This window comes from Streptomyces fradiae (assembly GCF_041270065.1).
Lineage (GTDB): Bacteria > Actinomycetota > Actinomycetes > Streptomycetales > Streptomycetaceae > Streptomyces.
The window spans coordinates 4,322,277-4,338,416 of the sequence record NZ_CP065958.1 but is presented as its reverse complement, the minus strand read 5'-3'; the positions used below and the strand labels follow the sequence as shown (position 1 = coordinate 4,338,416).

The window sequence follows — 16,140 nt, the reverse complement described above, 5'->3', positions numbered from 1 at the left end:
CCAGGCCGCTCCTGACGGCCCCGTTCCCGCTTGCGGGTGCGGGGCCGTTGGCGTACAGGAGGCATGAAACCCGAAGTCGGCGAAAACCCCGGCAGAACTGGGCAATCAGGCACCCGACACCACCTCAGCGTCAACACGGGATTCGAAAAGGCGCCTCGAACCGTCCCTCGCGAGAGTGACTAAATGTCGCCAATTCACTACTGGCCGCTACGCTCACCTGCGTGACGCACACTGCCCGCCGTATCGGCCGAACTCTCGCCCTCGTCCTGCCCGTCGTCCTGGTGCTCTCCGGAACGCTCGCGGTGTCCGCCGTTCCGTGGGTCGGCCATGGCTCCGGGACCCAGATGCTGACCGCGTCGTCCACGGACGTCTCCACCCGGGCCAAGTCCCGTGCCCCGCAGGACGTTCTCCGCGACAAGCTCCTCGCGGAGCTCCAGGAGAAGGACCCCGCGGTCGCCCTGACCCACCTGCAGCGCGAGGTGGAGAACCGCCCGTCGCTCGCCAAGCACTGCATGTCGATCGCCCGCTCGCTCGGCACCGCCGCCGTCCAGCGCTACGGCCCGACCAAGGCCCAGACGTTCTCCCGCCCGGTCTGCGACACGTCCTTCGCCTACGGCGTCATGCACGCGAGCTGAGCGGGGCCCGGTCCGCATATCGTTCCGGGTATGAACTCCTCCCCGACCCAGGCCGTGGTCCTGGCGGGCGGCCAGGGCTCGCGGCTCCGCCCGTACACCGATGACCGCCCCAAGCCGATGGTCGAGATCCCGGGCACCGGGACCCCGATCATCGGCCATCAGCTGTCCTGGCTCGCCGCCGAGGGAGTCACCGACGCCGTCGTGTCCTGCGGCCATCTCGCCGAGGTGCTCCAGGAGTGGCTGGAGACCGCCGAGCTGCCGCTGAAGGTGACCACGGTCGTCGAGTCCGAGCCGCTGGGGCGTGGCGGCGGCCTCAAGTACGCCGCCGCGCACCTGCCCGACCCCGACCGGCCCTGGTACGCCACCAACGGCGACATCTGGACCCGCTTCTCGCTGCGCGAGATGGCCGAGTTCCACGCCGAGCGCGACGCCACCGCGACCCTCGCCCTGGCCCGGCCGCGCATCCCCTGGGGCGCCGTCGAGACCGACGCCTTCGGTCACATCACCGACTTCATCGAGGCGCCGCCGTCGCCGTACCTCATCAACGCCGGCGTGTACGTCTTCTCCCCCGCCTTCACCGGCCTCCTGCCGGACCGCGGCGACCATGAGCGCACCACCTTCCCCCGGCTGGCCCGTGAGCGGCGCCTGGCCGGTTTTCCGCTGCCCCAGGGGGCGTACTGGCGGGCCATCGACACCGCGAAGGACCTCACGGAGGCGGCCAAGGAGCTCGCCGCGCAGGCCTGAGCCCACAGCCTGAGCCCACGGCCTGAATCCTGAGGGCATACGAGAGGGGCTGCACCACGCGTTCGTGGTGCAGCCCCTCTCGCTCGGCCGGATCCGTCAGCCCAGCAGGCCGCCGATCGGGTTCCGCGCCCCGCCCGAGGTCGAGCCGCCGTCCGACGAGCCGCCGGTACTGCTGCCGCTCGTCGGGGTGCCGCTGGTGCCGCCGGAGGTGGAGTCCGAGGACGACGAGCTCGGCGAGGTCGTACGCGTCTGGCTCGGGCTCCGCGTGGTGGTCGAGGCGCTCGGGCTGCGCTGCTGCGTGCGGGTCGTCTCGCGCGCCGACTCCGACGGGGTGGCCTCCTTCGTCGGCTCCTTGGTGCCGGCCGCCCCGCTGGTCGCCGTGGGGCGCGGGCTCTTGGTGGCCGTACGGGACGGGGTGGTCGTGCCCGGCTCGGCCGGCAGCGGCTCGCCCGGCAGGTGGTTGACCGGGTCCTCGTTCGGCCCGGGCACCGTGACCATGGTGGTGGAGCGCACCGCGCCGCCCAGCATCGAACCGATGAGCAGGGTGAGGCCGACGACCACGGCGGCGACGACGGTGCCGCGGCGCAGCACGCGGCGGCGCAGCTCCCACAGTTCGGAGCGCGGGCCGAGGGTCCGCCAGGCCTCGCCGGCGAGGCGGCCGTCGACCGAGTAGACGGGGGCGCCGGCGATGATCAGCGGCGACCAGGCGGCCAGGTAGATGATGTCGGCCGAGTCGTAGACCGGGACGGTCTTCCAGCTGACGGTCAGCAGGAGGGCCGCGGAGAGCAGACCGCCGACGACGGCGGCGACGCGCTGCCACAGGCCGAGGACCGTGAGGACGCCGACGACGACCTGGAGGAAGGCGACGGTGAGGCCGGCGCCGACCGGGTGCTGGAGGGCGAAGTCGCGCAGCGGTTCGGCAAGCGCCCAGGGATGCAGGGAGTTCAGCCACTTGACCATGGAGCCGCGCTCGCCGCCGTCGAAGTAGACGGGGTCGCAGAGCTTGCCCATGCCCGCGTAGATGGAGATGAAGCCGAGGAAGACCCGGAGCGGGAGGAGCACGACCCCGAGGTTCATCCGGCGGCCGGGGTAGTACGCGTGCCGGACCGCGTCGGCGCCGTGCCGGTGGGCGCCGCGGGCGTCCGGGTCGGCGCCCTGGTCCGCGTACCCGTCGGGCCCGAGCTCGTACACCTCGTCGTACGCCCCCTCCGCGCGCCGCATCGGCGGCAGCAGCGGGGCGGCGGAGCCGGACGGCACGACCGGGGTGGGCATCGTGTCGGTGATGCGCGGGATGGTCTGGGTGGTCGGCTCCAGGGTGGAGACGCCGCCCGGCCGGTCGGGGTCGGCGGAGGCGCGGACGGCCTGCAGCAGTCCGGTCGCGCCGGGGGCCGACTTGCCGGTCCAGACGACGGGCCGACGGCGACCCGCGGCGCCGCCGGCGGCGACACCGGTCATCCCGGCGGCTCCGGCGAGCGCCGCGAGACGGGGGTTCGCGGCGAACTTCGGCTGACCGGCCGCCGCGAGCCGCACACGGAAGCTGGCGTGGTTCACGATCACCTGGGCGGGATCGGAATCCACCTTGACCATGCTCAGCGCGGGCTGATCGTCGAACCCCGGCCGGGGCGTTCTGGTGTCCACACTCATCTAACCGAGTGACGCGCGGTTAGGACACTGCCTTGACGGCCCCGAAATGTCCGAGGCCCGTCAAGATCACGGCCGGGGGGATTAACTCGTTCGGGTCAGCCCGTATGTCGCGGCTGCGGACGTACGAGTACGGGTACGGCTCAGCCCATGCGGCGGCGCGCCGCCTCGTACAGCACCACGCCCGCGGCCACACCGGCGTTCAGCGACTCGGCGCCGCCGGGCATCGGGATGCGGACGAGGAAGTCGCAGGTCTCGCCGACGAGGCGGGACAGGCCCTTGCCCTCGGAGCCGACCACGATGACGACCGGGCCGGAGAGCGCCTCCAGCTCGTGCACCTCGGTGTCGCCGTCCGCGGACAGACCGACGACGGTGAGCCCGGCCTTCTGGTACTGCTCCAGGCAGCGGGTCAGGTTGGTGGCGCGGGCCACCGGGGTGCGGGCGGCGGTGCCGGCCGAGGTCTTCCAGGCGCCCGCGGTCATGCCGGCCGCGCGCCGCTCGGGCACGACCACGCCGTGACCGCCGAACGCGGAGACGGAACGGACGACGGCGCCGAGGTTGCGCGGGTCGGTGACGCCGTCGAGGGCCACGATCAGCGGGTCCTCGTGGTCGTCGTAGGCCGCCTCGGCGAGGTCCTCGGGGTGCGCGTACTCGTACGGCGGGACCTGGAGGACGAGGCCCTGGTGGTTCAGGCCGTTGGTCATCCGGTCGAGCTCGGGGCGCGGCGCCTCCATGATGTTGATGTTGCCGCGGCCGGTGGCGAGGTTCAGGGCCTCGCGCACGCGCTCGTCGTTGTCGATGAACTGCTGCACGTACAGCGTGGTGGCGGGCACGCCGTCGCGCAGCGCCTCGAAGACCGGGTTGCGGCCGACGACCATCTCCGACTGGCCCTTGCCGCCGCGGCGGGCGACGGGCTTGCGCTTGGCCGCGTTCCGGGCCATCGCGTTGGAGACCCGGTACGCCTTGTGGCCCTTGCGGTTCTCGGCCTTGGGCGTGGGGCCCTTGCCCTCGAGGCCCTTGCGCCGCTGGCCACCGCTGCCGACCGTCGCGCCCTTCTTGTTGGACGTCCGACGTCCCCTGCGCTGGCTGTTCCCGGCCATGACTACTACCTGTTTCCTCTGCCTGCGTGCGTACGCGGTCCGTACGAAGTCCGTAAGTGAAGTGTGCCGCCAAGTGAAGTGTGCCGCCCGGAGCCCCGGACGGCACACTCTCTCGGTTCTAGCGGCCGGTGACCGACCAGCGCGGGCCGTCCGGGCTGTCCTCGATGACCAGGCCGGACCGGTTCAGCTGGTCGCGGATGGCGTCCGCGGTCGCCCAGTCCTTGCGCGCCCGCGCCGCCTCGCGCTGGTCGAGCACGAGCCGTACGAGGGTGTCGACGACGCCGTGCAGCTCCTCGCCGCGGTCGGACTCGTCGGCCCAGTGCGGGTCGAGCGGGTCCAGGCCGAGGACGCCGAGCATGGCGCGCACCTCGGCGAGCCGGGCGATGGCCTCGTCCTTGTCGTCGGCGGCCAGGGCGCTGTTGCCCTGGCGGACGGTGGTGTGGATGATCGCGAGCGCGTGCGGCACGCCCAGGTCGTCGTCCATGGCCTCGGCGAAGGCCGGCGGCACCTCGGCGGCGGGGGCGACGGGCGCCCCGGCCTTCTCGGTGGCGCGCTGCACGAAGCCCTCGATGCGGCCGAAGGCGGCCTCGGCCTCGCGCAGGGACTCCTCGCTGTACTCGATCATCGAGCGGTAGTGCGGGGTGCCCAGGTAGTAGCGCAGGACGATCGGGCGCCAGTTCTTCACCATCTCGGAGACGAGGACGCTGTTGCCCAGCGACTTCGACATCTTCTCGCCGCTCATGGTGACCCAGGCGTTGTGCACCCAGTAGTGCGCGAACTCGTCGCCGAAGGCCTTGGCCTGGGCGATCTCGTTCTCGTGGTGCGGGAAGATCAGGTCGAGGCCGCCGCCGTGGATGTCGAAGGCGGAGCCCAGGTACTTGTGGGCCATCGCCGAGCACTCCAGGTGCCAGCCGGGCCGGCCACGGCCCCACGGGGTCTCCCAGTCGGGCTCGCCCGGCTTGGTGGCCTTCCACATGGCGAAGTCGCGCGGGTCGCGCTTGCCGGTGATGCCCTCCTCGGCGGGCTGGCGCAGGTCGTCGATGTCCTGGTTCGACAGCTGCAGGTAGCCGGGGAAGGAGCGCACGTCGAAGTAGACGCTGCCGTCGGCCTCGTAGGCGTGGCCGCGCTCGATGAGGCCGCGCATCATCTCGACCATCTCGGTGACGTGGCCGGTGGCGCGCGGCTCGTAGGTGGGCGGCAGGCAGCCGAGGGCCTTGTAGCCGTCGTTGAACGCGCGCTCGTTCTCGTAGCCGATGGACCACCAGGGGCGGCCCTGCTCGGCGCCCTTGGTGATGATCTTGTCGTCGATGTCGGTGACGTTGCGGATGAACGTGACGTCGTAGCCGCGGTAGTCGAACCAGCGGCGCATGATGTCGAAGTTCAGGCCCGAGCGGATGTGCCCGATGTGCGGGGCGGCCTGCACGGTCGCGCCACACAGGTAGATCGAGACGCAGCCCGGCTTGATCGGGGTGAAGTCACGGATCTGCCGGGCGCTGGTGTCGTACAGGCGAATAGTCACCACACCAGGGTAGTGGGCGGGGGGCAGTGCCCCGCGACCCCTTCGGGATCGCGGGTGACGTTTTTCATCGGGCGGGTACCGCGGAGGGCGTACGGGTCGGCTCAGCGCACCGGGTACACGAGCGCGGTCGCCAGCGCGGCCAGGCCCTCGGCGCGGCCGGTGAGGCCGAGGCCGTCGGTGGTGGTGCCGGAGACGGAGACCGGCGCGCCGGCCGCCTCGCTGAGCGCCTTCTGGGCCTCGTCGCGACGCTTGCCGATCTTGGGGCGGACGCCGACGACCTGGACGGCGATGTTGCCGATCTCGTAGCCCTCGGCGCGGACGATCCGGGCGGCCTCGGCGAGCAGGGTGACGCCGGAGGCGCCGGACCACTCGGGGCGCGAGGTGCCGAAGTGGGCGCCGAGGTCGCCGATGCCGGCGGCGGAGAAGAGGGCGTCGCAGGCGGCGTGGGCGGCGACGTCACCGTCGGAGTGCCCGGCGAGCCCGTACTCCTCGCCCTCCCAGAGGAGGCCCGCGCACCACAGTTCCCGGCCCTTCTCGAAGGCGTGGACGTCGGTGCCGATGCCGGTGCGGGGAAGGACCGGGGTCTGCGGGGTGGGCTCAGAAGCCATCGTTGGCCCTCCTGCGGGCGAGTACGGCCTCGGCGAGGACGAGGTCGAGGGGGCGGGTCACCTTGAAGGCCTCTTCGTGGCCGGGCACGACGACCACGGGCGCGCCGAGCTTCTCGACCATGCCGGCGTCGTCGGTGGCGCCGTCGCCGATGAGGGCGACGGTGGCGTGGGCGTTGACCAGGGTCTCCCGGTCGAAGCCCTGCGGAGTCTGTACGGCGCGGAGGCGGGCGCGCACCGGGGTGGCGACGACCTGCTCGGGGCCGCCCGGGCGCTCGGCCGGCTCGACCTCCTTGACGGTGTCGGCGACGGGCAGCGCGGGGACGACGGCGACGGCCCCGTCCCGTACCGCCTCGATGACCGCGTCCACGGTGTCGACCGGCACCAGCGGGCGGGCGGCGTCGTGGACGAGGACGGTGGTGATGTCGTCCGGGACGGCCTTCAGGCCGAGGTGGACGGACTCCTGGCGGGTCTCGCCGCCGGGGACGACCACGTAGTCGGTGCGGTCGGGCAGGGCGTGGGCGTCGAGGAGGTTCTTCACCTCGGCGGCGCCGTCGGACGGCGCGACCACGACGACGAGGGAGACGGCGCGGGAGGCGGCCATCGCCCGGACGGCGTGGATGAGCATGGGGGTGCCGTTCAGCGCGCGCAGCGCCTTGGGGGCGCCCGGGCCGAGGCGCACGCCCCGGCCGGCCGCGGGAATCACCACGGCGGTGCGAGGAGGACGCGCTTGGTCTGTCATCGGTTCCACTCCGGCAGGTTTGTTTCCGAGGGCGTCGTGGGTATGGCGTCAACAAGCTGGTGGCGACGCCTCGACCGGGCCCTTCCGTGACGACGGTCGAGGCGTCGCCATGCGAGAGCCGCTGGGGATGGGAGAGAAGGAAAAAAGAGGAGACGAACATGCCGCAGTGCCCGGCGACGGCACTGTGGAATCGATGGAATCGATGGGATTCATCGATCGGATTCACAGCGCGCCGACGGGCACCGCGGCATTGATGCTGGGCTTGCTGGGCATGGCGGGTGGTGCGCCAGGCGTCAGACAGCTTCAGGCGACACAGGAGCCGGCGTCAGGACGCGAGCACCTCGTCGAGGAGCGCCTCGGCCTTGTCCTCGTTGGTGTTCTCCGCGAGCGCCAGCTCGCTCACCAGGATCTGCCGAGCCTTGGCGAGCATGCGCTTCTCACCTGCGGAGAGACCGCGCTCGCGCTCTCGGCGCCACAGGTCGCGCACTACTTCGGCGACCTTGATGACATCGCCGGAGGCGAGCTTCTCCAGGTTTGCCTTGTAGCGACGGGACCAGTTCGTCGGCTCTTCTGCGTACGGTGCGCGCAGCACCTCGAAGACCCGGTCCAGCCCGTCCTGACCGACCACGTCGCGAACACCGACGAACTCCGCATTGTCCGCCGGCACACGAACCGTCAGGTCGCCCTGCGCGACCTTGAGCACCAAGTAGGTCTTGTCCACGCCTTTGATCTGGCGAGTTTCGATGGCCTCGATCAGCGCGGCCCCGTGATGGGGATAGACCACGGTGTCGCCAACCTTGAACGTCATGTGACAGGTACCCCTTCCGTGGCTATCCAGGGTAACACGGATACGGCTTCTTCTGAATGGCGTTTTCGCAGGTCAGGGCATATCTCGGGGCTTGACAAGTGCGTCGCCCGCGTGCTGCGGCGGGCTTCCGGAAGGCGGTATTCGCAGGTCGGAGCGGCTGCGTCGACGCAGCGAAACGTCGACGTCACAGGCTTCGGAGGGGGCCGAGAGGAGGGGTGATGCCCCGGTTTGCCGGGTTCGATGTGGCCTGCTTCACGTACTCCGTTCGAGGATCGATCACCCGTACGGCCGGATTCCCGAATTGATCAACATTGCTCGGCAGGGGTTTCTCGAATGGCGCCGGCGCCCCGCCCATGGCGTAATGCGCGGCCGGCGGTCGAATTGATCACGACACTTATGTGAACGCCACGTCAATACGTCATGTTCCGGCCATGACGGCAAGTTCTCGCCGCGGGGTGCGCGACCGGCCGGGTGACGGGCTCCATGACCGGCTGGATGACCGGCGGGGTGACCGGCTGGATGACCGGCTGGATGACCGGCCGGAGAGGTGCCGGGCGGACGCGCCTGCACGCAGGGGGCGGGTCGGGTGCGGGACGGAGAGTGCGGCTCGGTAACCTAAGCGCGCTGACACACCTTTAGTCCGTCCTTAGCCCGTCCGTACGTCCTAGGAGTTGCCGCCGCCGTGAGCCGCAGCCTTCGACGCGGCGCCCTCGCCGCCACCGCCGTCGTGATCTCGATCGCCGCCCTGTCCGCCTGTGGTGCGGGCAACGACGCACAGACGCTCGGCGTCCGGCCGGACAACGCCGCCGTCACCGTGGACGACGTCAAGGTCCAGAACGCCCTCGTGATCACCCAGCCCGACCCGGGCGCGGTCGGCCCGGCGGTCGTCTCCGCCACCGTCTTCAACAACGGCCAGGTCCGCCAGACCATCGACTCGATCACCCTGCCGGGCGCCGTCGGCACCGTGAAGCTCAAGGCGGCCGAGGGCAACGGCCCGATCGTCGTCCCCGCCGGCGGCTCCGTCGTCATCGGCGGCCAGGGCAACGCGTCCGCCGTGATCGAGGGCGGCCTGCGCGAGGCCAAGAACGGCGACTCGCAGAAGGTCGTCTTCAAGCTGAGCCAGACCGGCGACGTGGCGATCGGCGCCTTCGTCGTCCCCGCGCAGGGCTACTTCAAGGACTTCGGCCCGTCCGAGCTCCCGAAGGCCCCGGTCGCCACCCCGACCGCCACCGCCACCACCACGGCCACCCCGACCGGCACGGCCACCCCCACGGGCACCGCCACCCCGACGGGCGAGGCGAGCCACGAGGCCGCCGGCCACTGAGCCGTACCCGTACATACGTAAGGGGCGCCCCCTCCGAGGAGGGGGCGCCCCTTACGTATGCCGACCTACGAGTCCGGCTTACGGCTCGAACTTGTACCCGAGGCCCCGCACCGTCACCAGATACCGCGGCGCACCGGGGTCCGGCTCGAGCCCCTGCCCGCACTGCGCCCCTCGCACTGCTCGGCCCCAGGGGGCCTCCCAGGCTTCGGGACGCTGCGCCGGACTCCGTCCGCCGATCGTGGGCTGCGGGCAGGAGGCCCCGCTCTACGGCTCGAACTTGTAGCCGAGGCCTCGCACCGTCACCAGATACCGCGGCGCGCCCGGGTCGGGCTCGATCTTGGCGCGGAGGCGCTTCACGTGGACGTCGAGGGTCTTCGTGTCGCCGACGTAGTCCGCGCCCCAGACACGGTCGATGAGCTGCATGCGGGTGAGGACGCGGCCCGCGTTGCGGAGCAGCATCTCCAGGAGGTCGAACTCCTTCAGGGGCAGGTCGACCTTGCCGCCGCCGACGGTGACGACGTGGCGGTCGACGTCCATACGGACCGGGCCGGCCTCCAGGGCGGCGGGGGTGACCTCCTCCGGCTCGCCGCGGCGGCGCAGCACCGCGCGGATGCGGGCGACCAGCTCCCGCGAGGAGAAGGGCTTCGTCACGTAGTCGTCGGCTCCTATTTCCAGGCCGACGACCTTGTCGATCTCGCTGTCCTTGGCGGTCACCATGATGACCGGGACGTTCGAGCGGCTGCGCAGCTGGCGGCACACCTCCGTACCGGGCAGACCCGGCAGCATGAGGTCGAGGAGGACGAGATCCGCCCCGTTGCGCTCGAACTCGTCGAGGCCGTCGGGCCCGGTCGCCGCGACGGCGACCTCGAAGCCCTCCTTGCGGAGCATGTACGACAGGGCGTCGCTGAAGGATTCCTCATCCTCGACGACAAGCACACGGGTCACGGAAGGACCTCCGGGGCGGGGAGTGGTTCGGTCATGAGATCGGGGGTGGGGGAGGTGGAGGCGGCACCGTGGCCGGAGCCGAACCCGCCGCCGCCTTCGGCGTCGGGGTCGGCGTCGGGCCCGTCCTCGTCGGATCGGCGGTTCCGCGCGGCGCCCGCCTCGGGGAGCCGCAGGGTGAAGGTCGAGCCCTGGCCCTCGGTGCTCCACACGGTGACCTCGCCACCGTGGGAGGCGGCCACGTGCTTGACGATGGCCAGGCCGAGCCCCGTACCACCGGTGGCACGGGAGCGGGCCGGGTCGACCCGGTAGAAGCGTTCGAAGATCCGCTCGCGGTCCTTCTCCGAGATGCCGATGCCCTGGTCGGTCACCGCTATCTCGATCAGATCCCCGCCGGGCGCCGCCACCCGGCGGGCGGCGATGCCCACCCGGGTGCGGGCCGGCGAGTAGTTGACGGCGTTCTCCACGAGGTTGCCGAGGGCGGCGGCGAGCTGCCCCCGGCTGCCCCAGACGGACAGGTCGGCCGTGCCTCCGGACGCCATGGTGATCTGCTTGGTGGACGCGGTGTGGCGCGAACGGTCGATCGCCTCGGCGACCAGCTCGTCCACCCGCACCGGCTCGGAGTCCTCCAGCGGGTCGTCGTTCTGCACCCGCGAGAGGTCGATGAGCTCCTGCACGAGATTGGTGAGGCGGGTGGCCTCGATCTGCATCCGGCCCGCGAAGCGGGTGACCGCCTCGGGGTCGTCCGAGGCGTCCATGACCGCCTCGGAGAGCAGGGAGAGCGCGCCGGTCGGGGTCTTCAGCTCATGGCTCACGTTCGCCACGAAGTCGCGCCGCACCGCTTCGATGCGCCGCGCCTCCGTCAGGTCCTCGACGAGCAGGAGCACCAGCCGGGACCCCAGCGGGGCGACCCGGGCGGAGACGGCGAGGGCCTCGCCGCGCCCGGTGCCGCGCCGCGGCAGATCCAGCTCGACCTGTCGTATCTCCCCGTCCCTGCGGGTGTCGCGGGCCATGTTGAGCATGGGCTCCACGGCCAGCTTCCCGCCGCGGACCAGGCCGAGCGCGTACGCCGCCGAGCTGGCCTTGACCACCGAGTCGCTCTCGTCGAGGACGACCGCGGAGGAGCGCAGCACGGACAGCACGGTGTCGACGCCGGGCGGCAGCACGGCGTCGGTGTGCAGGGAGGTACGGGTGGGTCGCGCCTGGTCGCGCTCGCTCCAGCGGAATGCCAGCATGGCGATCACGCCGGTGCACACCCCGGCGATCGCGGCCAATGCGGCGACCGCCGCGTTCACGTCCATGCCATCCAGGTTATGCGGGACGAATGACACTCTCCCAGCCGTCCGAGTGGCTGCTCGAACAGTCGTCGCCCAGAGTTCACCGAGGGGACGGGCCGGGTTCATTTGCCCTGATGGAGACTGCGGCGTCCGTTGCCCAGAGTTCACCTGGGGGACAGGGGTGATTCACGCGAGGGGCTGGTGCCGGACGCGTAGGGGCCCGACCGTAGGGGGTACGTACGGCCGTACAGGCGTACAGCGGATACGGGCCTACGCAGATACAGGCGTACAGCAGAGGCGTGAAGAGAGGGACATCGATGCGGGACGCGTACCACGAGGAACTTGACTCGATCGGCGAGGGCCTGGTCGAGATGGCCCGCCTGGTCGGGTCCGCGATCGGGCGCGCCACCACGGCCATGCTGGACGCCGACCTGAAGCTCGCGGAGAGCGTCATCGCCGCGGACCAGAAGGTCGACGACCTCCAGCACGACCTGGAGGCGCGCGCGATCGCGCTGCTCGCCCGGCAGCAGCCGGTGGCGACGGACCTGCGGATCGTGGTGACCTCGCTGCGGATGAGCGCCGACCTGGAGCGCTCGGGCGACCTGGCCCAGCACGTGGCCAAGCTGACCCGGCTGCGTTTCCCGGACCGGGCCGTGCCGAACGACCTGCACGCGACGATCCTCCAGATGGGTCAGCTGGCGCAGCGCCTGATGGCGAAGGCCGCCGAGGTGATCATCACCAAGGACGTCGACATGGCGATGCAGCTGGAGCAGGACGACGACGAGATGGACCTGCTGCACCGCACGCTCTTCCAGCACCTGATGGACGACCGCTGGAAGCACGGCATCGAGACCGCCGTGGACGTGACGCTGCTCGGCCGCTACTACGAGCGGTTCGCCGACCACGCCGTGTCGGTGGCCAAGCGCGTGGTCTACCTGGTGACGGGCGAGCACGCGGACGAGCTGCAGCCGGCGGACGTGCCGGTCGAGGGCGCGTAAGGACCCACGGCGGGAGGTGGTCGCACAACAGTGCGCCGTTGATGCGCCCTGGGGGGTGGGCATGCAATGGGGGGAGGCGAGGTACGCCTCTGAGGGAGGGACCCCCATGGCCGACACCGCTCCGACCACCGACCGCCCGCAGGAGCCGCCGGCCCCGCGCGGCGCCCAGTTCCTGCCCGTCCTCGGCGCCTGCGGCTGCGGCTCCGGCTGCGGCTGCGGCTGCCAGTCCGGCGGGCCGTGCCAGTGCGGGGGCTGCTCCTCGTAGGACTCGGGTGCGGGGCCTGCCGACGGCGGGCCCCGTTCCGCTTCCCGCTGCTATGCAGGCTGTACGAGGTCGAGTACGCCGACGGTCTGGTCGCCGGCGAGCTCGCCGGTCTCGCGGAAGCCGAGCCGGCGGTAGAAGTCACCGGGCCCGTGCTCGCCGCGGTGCCAGGTCACGTACAGCTGCCCGGCCCCGCGCCGCCGCAGCTCGTCGCGCACGGCGTCGACGGCGAACCGCCCGTACCCCTTGCCCTGGTGCTCGGCGCCGATGTTCAGCCGCCACAGACCGCTGCGGAGGTCGGCCGGGTCCCGCTCGGCGTCCCACTGGATGTCGACGAAGGCCATGACGAAGCCGACGAGCTCGTCCCCGTCGAAGATCAGCCGCGGCCAGGCGGTGTCCCCGTACGCATAGGCCTCGGCGAGCGAGTGGGCGACGGGCGCGACGTTGTCCTGCTGGTGGGGGTGGACCTTCAAGGCGAGGGCGGCGTCGACGGTGGCCGGGGTGACCGGCTCCAGGCGCGGCGCCGGTATCGGTGACGAACTCATGGGCAGACGTTAGACGAGGCCTTGCGTTGTTCAGGCCTTGCGTTGTGTGCGGGGGGCGCCAGGATGGGGCGCATGCCTGCCGTACCCGCGCTGCTCCGCCGTACCGTCCTCGCCCGGGCGAACGCCCCCGAGGAGGTGTCCCCCGCGCTGCGCCGGCAGCTGATCGACTGCTGGATCGCGGTCACCAACGCGGGCGGGGCCGCCGGTTTCCCCTTCCCGCCGGTCGCGGAGGCGGAGGTCGCCCCGGTCACGGACGCGCTGATCGCGCGCCTCGCGCCGGACGGGCACCGCCTGATCACCGCAACGGTGGGTGCGCGCCTCGCCGGCTGGGTGGTCCTCGGCCACGACCCGAACCCGCTGGTCGCGCACTGGGGCTCGGTCCACCACCTGCAGACCCACCCCGACTTCCGCGGCCACGGCCTGGGCACCGCCCTGATGCGCGAACTCCACCGCGTGGCCCGCGACGAGCTCTCCCTCACCCACCTCCGCCTCGCCGCCCGCGGCGGCGAGGGCCTGGAAGCCTTCTACACCGCCCTCGGCTGGACCGAAACCGGCCGCTGGCCCCAAGCCCTACGCCTGGGCCCGACTCCGGAGGACCTCCGGGACGAGGTGCTGATGGGCCTGGACCTCCGGCCGACAACCGAGGTGCTGCGGGCGGCCGGCGCGAAGGTTCGTACGCAGTAGGCCGGGCGGCGGTCAGGGCCTGAGGAAGACCACCGAGCGCAGCTTCAGTCGGTCCGAGGCCGGGCGGCCGTGGGGGCGGAGGGTCCAGGAGTCACCGGTGCAGTCGGGCTCGGTGAAGACCATCGCGTACTCGTCGGTGTCGTTGTGCGGGGCGAAGGCCGGTGCGGAGGCGTCCGGGTCCGCGACCTCGGCGAGGGTGATGCACTGATCGCTCGCCGGGTCGTGCAGGGTGACGGCGATGGGCTCGCCGTTCAGGCCGACCACGCGGTAGGAGAAGTCGCCGGTGGTGGCATGGGCCGGGGTGGCGAAGGCGGCGGTGAGGGCGAGGGCACCGCAAGCGGCGGCGAGGGTGTGCCGAAGGCGCACGGGAAGGTCTCGTTTCATGGTGAGGAGAGGGCGTACGGGACAGGGCGGATCCGGACGGAACGGAACTGCACTGCCCGACCTCTACCGCTCCCCGTACGCCCCTCATGCCGCGCCCGCGAGCCGGAAGGTTTCTTTGTCACCCGTCCGGCCCACGGCCACGCCCCGCGCCCGCGCCCCACGCCCTACGGCATGAACACCTGGTCCAGGCGGTGGATCGCGCCGTCCTCGCCCACCTCGTAGCGGAAGACCAGCCCGGAGTCCGGGTGCGCGTTCACCCAGTCGATGAGCTCCTGGACACCGATCCGCTGGTTCTCGGTGCTCGGGACGATCGGGTCGGTGGCGGTGACGTACGCCGCCTGGTCGAGGGCCCAGCGGCTGTCCTCACCGCTGACGACGAACGGCGCGCCGTCACTGTCCGGGGTGCCGCAGCCCCACGCGCCGTGCTGCATGACGAGGTTGACCTTGCCCGTGCTTCCGGGAAGCTCCTCGATGCGGTAGAGGGCGAACTCGTCGGGGTCGTACGCGTCCGGGTTCGGCGCGCTCGTCACGCACCCGGGCGCCGCCGTACCGCCGCCACCGGAAGTGGTGCCCTTCTTGGTGCCCTTCTTGGACGTCTTCTTCTTGGTGCCGGACGTGGTGGACCCGGAAGACGGCTTGGAGGACGGCTTGGAGGCGGGTACGGCGGTGGGCGCGTCCGTGGTCGTGGCCGGGGCGGGCGCCGAGCTCGAGGCGGGCGAGGCGGCCGGAGCGGGCGCCGCGGCCTTGTCCTTCTGACACCCCGTGAGCGCGGCGGCCAGCGCGACGGCGGCGAGCGTGACGGCAGCGGATCTGAAGCGCGTGATGTTCATTCCGGGACTCCCCCTCTTCTGCGGCGGCCATCCGAAGCCGCATCCCGTCCCGGAACGTAGCAACGCACCCCCCACAGCCGCGAGATCCGGCCACCCTCTGTCGCACACCCGGGACATTCCCGTCACGCGACCCGAACGCCCGGATCCCACCCATCCCAGGCGCCCCAGGAGCACCGACGACAGCACCGACGACAGCACCGACGACAAACGAAGAGCCCCCCGTCCTGCCGTACACCGGCAGGACGGGGGCTCTCTCGTGCGGGAAGGTTACTTCTTGCCCTGGTTCTTCACGGCCTCGATCGCCGCAGCCGCCGCCTCCGGGTCCAGGTACGTGCCGCCCGGCTTGATCGGCTTGAAGTTCTCGTCGAGCTCGTAGGCCAGCGGGATGCCCGTGGGGATGTTGAGGCCCGCGATGTCGGCGTCAGAGATGCCGTCGAGGTGCTTCACCAGGGCGCGCAGGCTGTTGCCGTGGGCGGCGATGAGGACCGTGCGGCCGGCGAGGAGGTCGGGGACGATGCCGTCGTACCAGTACGGGAGCATGCGCTCCACGACGTCCTTCAGGCACTCGGTCCGCGGGCGCAGCTCCGGCGGGATCGACGCGTAGCGGGCGTCGTCGGCCTGGGAGAACTCGGAGTCGTCGGCGAGGGCCGGCGGCGGGGTGTCGTAGGAGCGGCGCCACAGCATGAACTGCTCCTCGCCGAACTCCGCGAGGGTCTGCGCCTTGTCCTTGCCCTGCAGCGCGCCGTAGTGGCGCTCGTTCAGACGCCACGAGCGGTGGACCGGGACCCAGTGGCGGTCGGCGGCCTCGAGGGCGAGCTGCGCCGTGCGGATGGCGCGCTTCTGCAGCGAGGTGTGCAGCACGTCGGGCAGCAGGCCGGCGTCCTTCAGCAGCTCACCGCCGCGGACCGCCTCCTTCTCGCCCTTCTCGGTGAGGTTGACGTCCACCCAGCCGGTGAACAGGTTCTTCGCGTTCCATTCGCTCTCGCCGTGGCGGAGGAGGATCAGCTTGTACGGTGCGTCGGCCATGCGTCCGAGCCTAGACGACGGCCGCCGATTGACGCGCACCGTCAATTCACTGGCGTCCGGCCTATGAGATTCGT

General features: G+C 71.6%; 18 protein-coding genes. 6 read left to right on the top strand and 12 right to left on the bottom strand.

Features of this window, described 5'->3' with window-relative positions:
- Positions 1-221: 221 nt before the first annotated feature.
- Both JAO84_RS19760 and JAO84_RS19755 read left to right on the top strand, forming a co-directional pair.
- Positions 222-635 carry a hypothetical protein gene (locus JAO84_RS19760; protein ID WP_265867363.1) on the top strand — a complete coding sequence of 138 codons (414 nt, stop codon included), beginning with the start codon at positions 222-224 and terminating at the stop codon, positions 633-635.
- Positions 636-665: 30 nt separating this feature from the next.
- A complete protein-coding gene (locus tag JAO84_RS19755; protein WP_265867364.1) occupies positions 666-1,379 on the top strand; it encodes a nucleotidyltransferase family protein in 714 nt (237 codons plus the stop codon).
- Positions 1,380-1,475: 96 nt separating this feature from the next.
- On the opposite strand, the gene JAO84_RS19750 is transcribed toward JAO84_RS19755, so the two are convergent.
- From JAO84_RS19750 to JAO84_RS19725, 6 genes are all read right to left on the bottom strand, one after another.
- Positions 1,476-3,023: a DoxX family membrane protein gene (locus JAO84_RS19750; RefSeq protein ID WP_370414051.1), complete on the bottom strand. Its 1,548-nt coding sequence runs from the start codon at positions 3,021-3,023 to the stop codon at positions 1,476-1,478.
- Positions 3,024-3,163: 140 nt separating this feature from the next.
- Positions 3,164-4,120, bottom strand: a complete 957-nt coding sequence (gene rlmB / locus JAO84_RS19745) for a 23S rRNA (guanosine(2251)-2'-O)-methyltransferase RlmB (RefSeq protein ID WP_265867366.1) — start codon at positions 4,118-4,120, stop codon at positions 3,164-3,166.
- 118 nt (positions 4,121-4,238) lie between these two features.
- Positions 4,239-5,639, bottom strand: a complete 1,401-nt coding sequence (cysS, locus tag JAO84_RS19740) for a cysteine--tRNA ligase (protein ID WP_370414050.1) — start codon at positions 5,637-5,639, stop codon at positions 4,239-4,241.
- Between the two features lie 101 nt (positions 5,640-5,740).
- Positions 5,741-6,247, bottom strand: a complete 507-nt coding sequence (gene ispF / locus JAO84_RS19735) for a 2-C-methyl-D-erythritol 2,4-cyclodiphosphate synthase (RefSeq protein WP_370414049.1) — start codon at positions 6,245-6,247, stop codon at positions 5,741-5,743.
- Positions 6,237-6,986, bottom strand: a complete 750-nt coding sequence (gene ispD / locus JAO84_RS19730; RefSeq protein ID WP_265867369.1) for a 2-C-methyl-D-erythritol 4-phosphate cytidylyltransferase — start codon at positions 6,984-6,986, stop codon at positions 6,237-6,239. Before ispD ends, ispF begins: the two co-directional genes overlap by 11 nt.
- Positions 6,987-7,311: 325 nt before the next feature.
- Positions 7,312-7,794 (bottom strand): CarD family transcriptional regulator, encoded by a 483-nt coding sequence (locus JAO84_RS19725; RefSeq protein WP_003953493.1) that lies wholly within the window; start codon positions 7,792-7,794, stop codon positions 7,312-7,314.
- 682 nt (positions 7,795-8,476) lie between these two features.
- Between JAO84_RS19725 and JAO84_RS19720 the strand changes: the two genes are divergently transcribed.
- Entirely contained in the window at positions 8,477-9,118 is a 642-nt protein-coding gene (locus tag JAO84_RS19720; RefSeq protein WP_370414048.1) for a DUF461 domain-containing protein, read from the top strand.
- Between the two features lie 264 nt (positions 9,119-9,382).
- On the opposite strand, the gene JAO84_RS19715 is transcribed toward JAO84_RS19720, so the two are convergent.
- Together JAO84_RS19715 and JAO84_RS19710 are read right to left on the bottom strand one after the other, a co-directional pair.
- On the bottom strand, positions 9,383-10,063 hold the full coding sequence (locus tag JAO84_RS19715) for a response regulator transcription factor (protein ID WP_116159717.1): 681 nt from the start codon (positions 10,061-10,063) through the stop codon (positions 9,383-9,385).
- Positions 10,060-11,361: a cell wall metabolism sensor histidine kinase WalK gene (locus tag JAO84_RS19710; RefSeq protein ID WP_265867386.1), complete on the bottom strand. Its 1,302-nt coding sequence runs from the start codon at positions 11,359-11,361 to the stop codon at positions 10,060-10,062. The genes JAO84_RS19715 and JAO84_RS19710 overlap by 4 nt, the downstream gene beginning before the upstream one ends.
- A 293-nt stretch (positions 11,362-11,654) precedes the next feature.
- On the opposite strand from JAO84_RS19710, the gene phoU reads away from it, so the two are divergent.
- Both phoU and JAO84_RS19700 read left to right on the top strand, forming a co-directional pair.
- Entirely contained in the window at positions 11,655-12,335 is a 681-nt protein-coding gene (gene phoU / locus JAO84_RS19705; protein ID WP_265867476.1) for a phosphate signaling complex protein PhoU, read from the top strand.
- Positions 12,336-12,441: 106 nt separating this feature from the next.
- On the top strand, positions 12,442-12,600 hold the full coding sequence (locus JAO84_RS19700; protein ID WP_265867387.1) for a hypothetical protein: 159 nt from the start codon (positions 12,442-12,444) through the stop codon (positions 12,598-12,600).
- Positions 12,601-12,650: 50 nt separating this feature from the next.
- Here the strand turns inward: JAO84_RS19700 and JAO84_RS19695 are convergent, their stop codons facing one another.
- A complete protein-coding gene (locus JAO84_RS19695; RefSeq protein WP_370414047.1) occupies positions 12,651-13,142 on the bottom strand; it encodes a GNAT family N-acetyltransferase in 492 nt (163 codons plus the stop codon).
- 72 nt (positions 13,143-13,214) lie between these two features.
- Between JAO84_RS19695 and JAO84_RS19690 the strand changes: the two genes are divergently transcribed.
- Entirely contained in the window at positions 13,215-13,826 is a 612-nt protein-coding gene (locus JAO84_RS19690; protein ID WP_370414046.1) for an N-acetyltransferase family protein, read from the top strand.
- A 12-nt stretch (positions 13,827-13,838) separates the two neighbouring features.
- Here the strand turns inward: JAO84_RS19690 and JAO84_RS19685 are convergent, their stop codons facing one another.
- The 3 genes from JAO84_RS19685 to JAO84_RS19675 form a co-directional block, all read right to left on the bottom strand.
- On the bottom strand, positions 13,839-14,192 hold the full coding sequence (locus JAO84_RS19685) for a hypothetical protein (protein WP_370414045.1): 354 nt from the start codon (positions 14,190-14,192) through the stop codon (positions 13,839-13,841).
- A 182-nt stretch (positions 14,193-14,374) separates the two neighbouring features.
- Positions 14,375-15,040, bottom strand: coding sequence for a hypothetical protein (locus tag JAO84_RS19680; RefSeq protein WP_370414044.1), 666 nt, complete (start codon positions 15,038-15,040; stop codon positions 14,375-14,377).
- Positions 15,041-15,307: 267 nt separating this feature from the next.
- Positions 15,308-16,066 carry a phosphoglyceromutase gene (locus JAO84_RS19675; RefSeq protein WP_265867392.1) on the bottom strand — a complete coding sequence of 253 codons (759 nt, stop codon included), beginning with the start codon at positions 16,064-16,066 and terminating at the stop codon, positions 15,308-15,310.
- Positions 16,067-16,140: the final 74 nt, after the last annotated feature.

Excerpts from the sequence above, each read along its gene's own strand:
- JAO84_RS19695 (WP_370414047.1), bottom strand. The coding sequence starts at position 13,142 with ATGAGTTCGTCACCGATACCGGCGCCGCGCCTGGAGCCGGTCACCCCG.
- JAO84_RS19725 (WP_003953493.1), bottom strand. The coding sequence starts at position 7,794 with ATGACGTTCAAGGTTGGCGACACCGTGGTCTATCCCCATCACGGGGCC.
- rlmB (WP_265867366.1), bottom strand. The coding sequence starts at position 4,120 with ATGGCCGGGAACAGCCAGCGCAGGGGACGTCGGACGTCCAACAAGAAG.
- JAO84_RS19700 (WP_265867387.1), top strand. The coding sequence starts at position 12,442 with ATGGCCGACACCGCTCCGACCACCGACCGCCCGCAGGAGCCGCCGGCC.
- JAO84_RS19750 (WP_370414051.1), bottom strand. The coding sequence starts at position 3,023 with ATGAGTGTGGACACCAGAACGCCCCGGCCGGGGTTCGACGATCAGCCC.
- phoU (WP_265867476.1), top strand. The coding sequence starts at position 11,655 with ATGCGGGACGCGTACCACGAGGAACTTGACTCGATCGGCGAGGGCCTG.
- JAO84_RS19755 (WP_265867364.1), top strand. The coding sequence starts at position 666 with ATGAACTCCTCCCCGACCCAGGCCGTGGTCCTGGCGGGCGGCCAGGGC.
- JAO84_RS19680 (WP_370414044.1), bottom strand. The coding sequence starts at position 15,040 with ATGAACATCACGCGCTTCAGATCCGCTGCCGTCACGCTCGCCGCCGTC.
- JAO84_RS19690 (WP_370414046.1), top strand. The coding sequence starts at position 13,215 with ATGCCTGCCGTACCCGCGCTGCTCCGCCGTACCGTCCTCGCCCGGGCG.
- JAO84_RS19675 (WP_265867392.1), bottom strand. The coding sequence starts at position 16,066 with ATGGCCGACGCACCGTACAAGCTGATCCTCCTCCGCCACGGCGAGAGC.
- ispD (WP_265867369.1), bottom strand. The coding sequence starts at position 6,986 with ATGACAGACCAAGCGCGTCCTCCTCGCACCGCCGTGGTGATTCCCGCG.
- JAO84_RS19710 (WP_265867386.1), bottom strand. The coding sequence starts at position 11,361 with ATGGACGTGAACGCGGCGGTCGCCGCATTGGCCGCGATCGCCGGGGTG.
- ispF (WP_370414049.1), bottom strand. The coding sequence starts at position 6,247 with ATGGCTTCTGAGCCCACCCCGCAGACCCCGGTCCTTCCCCGCACCGGC.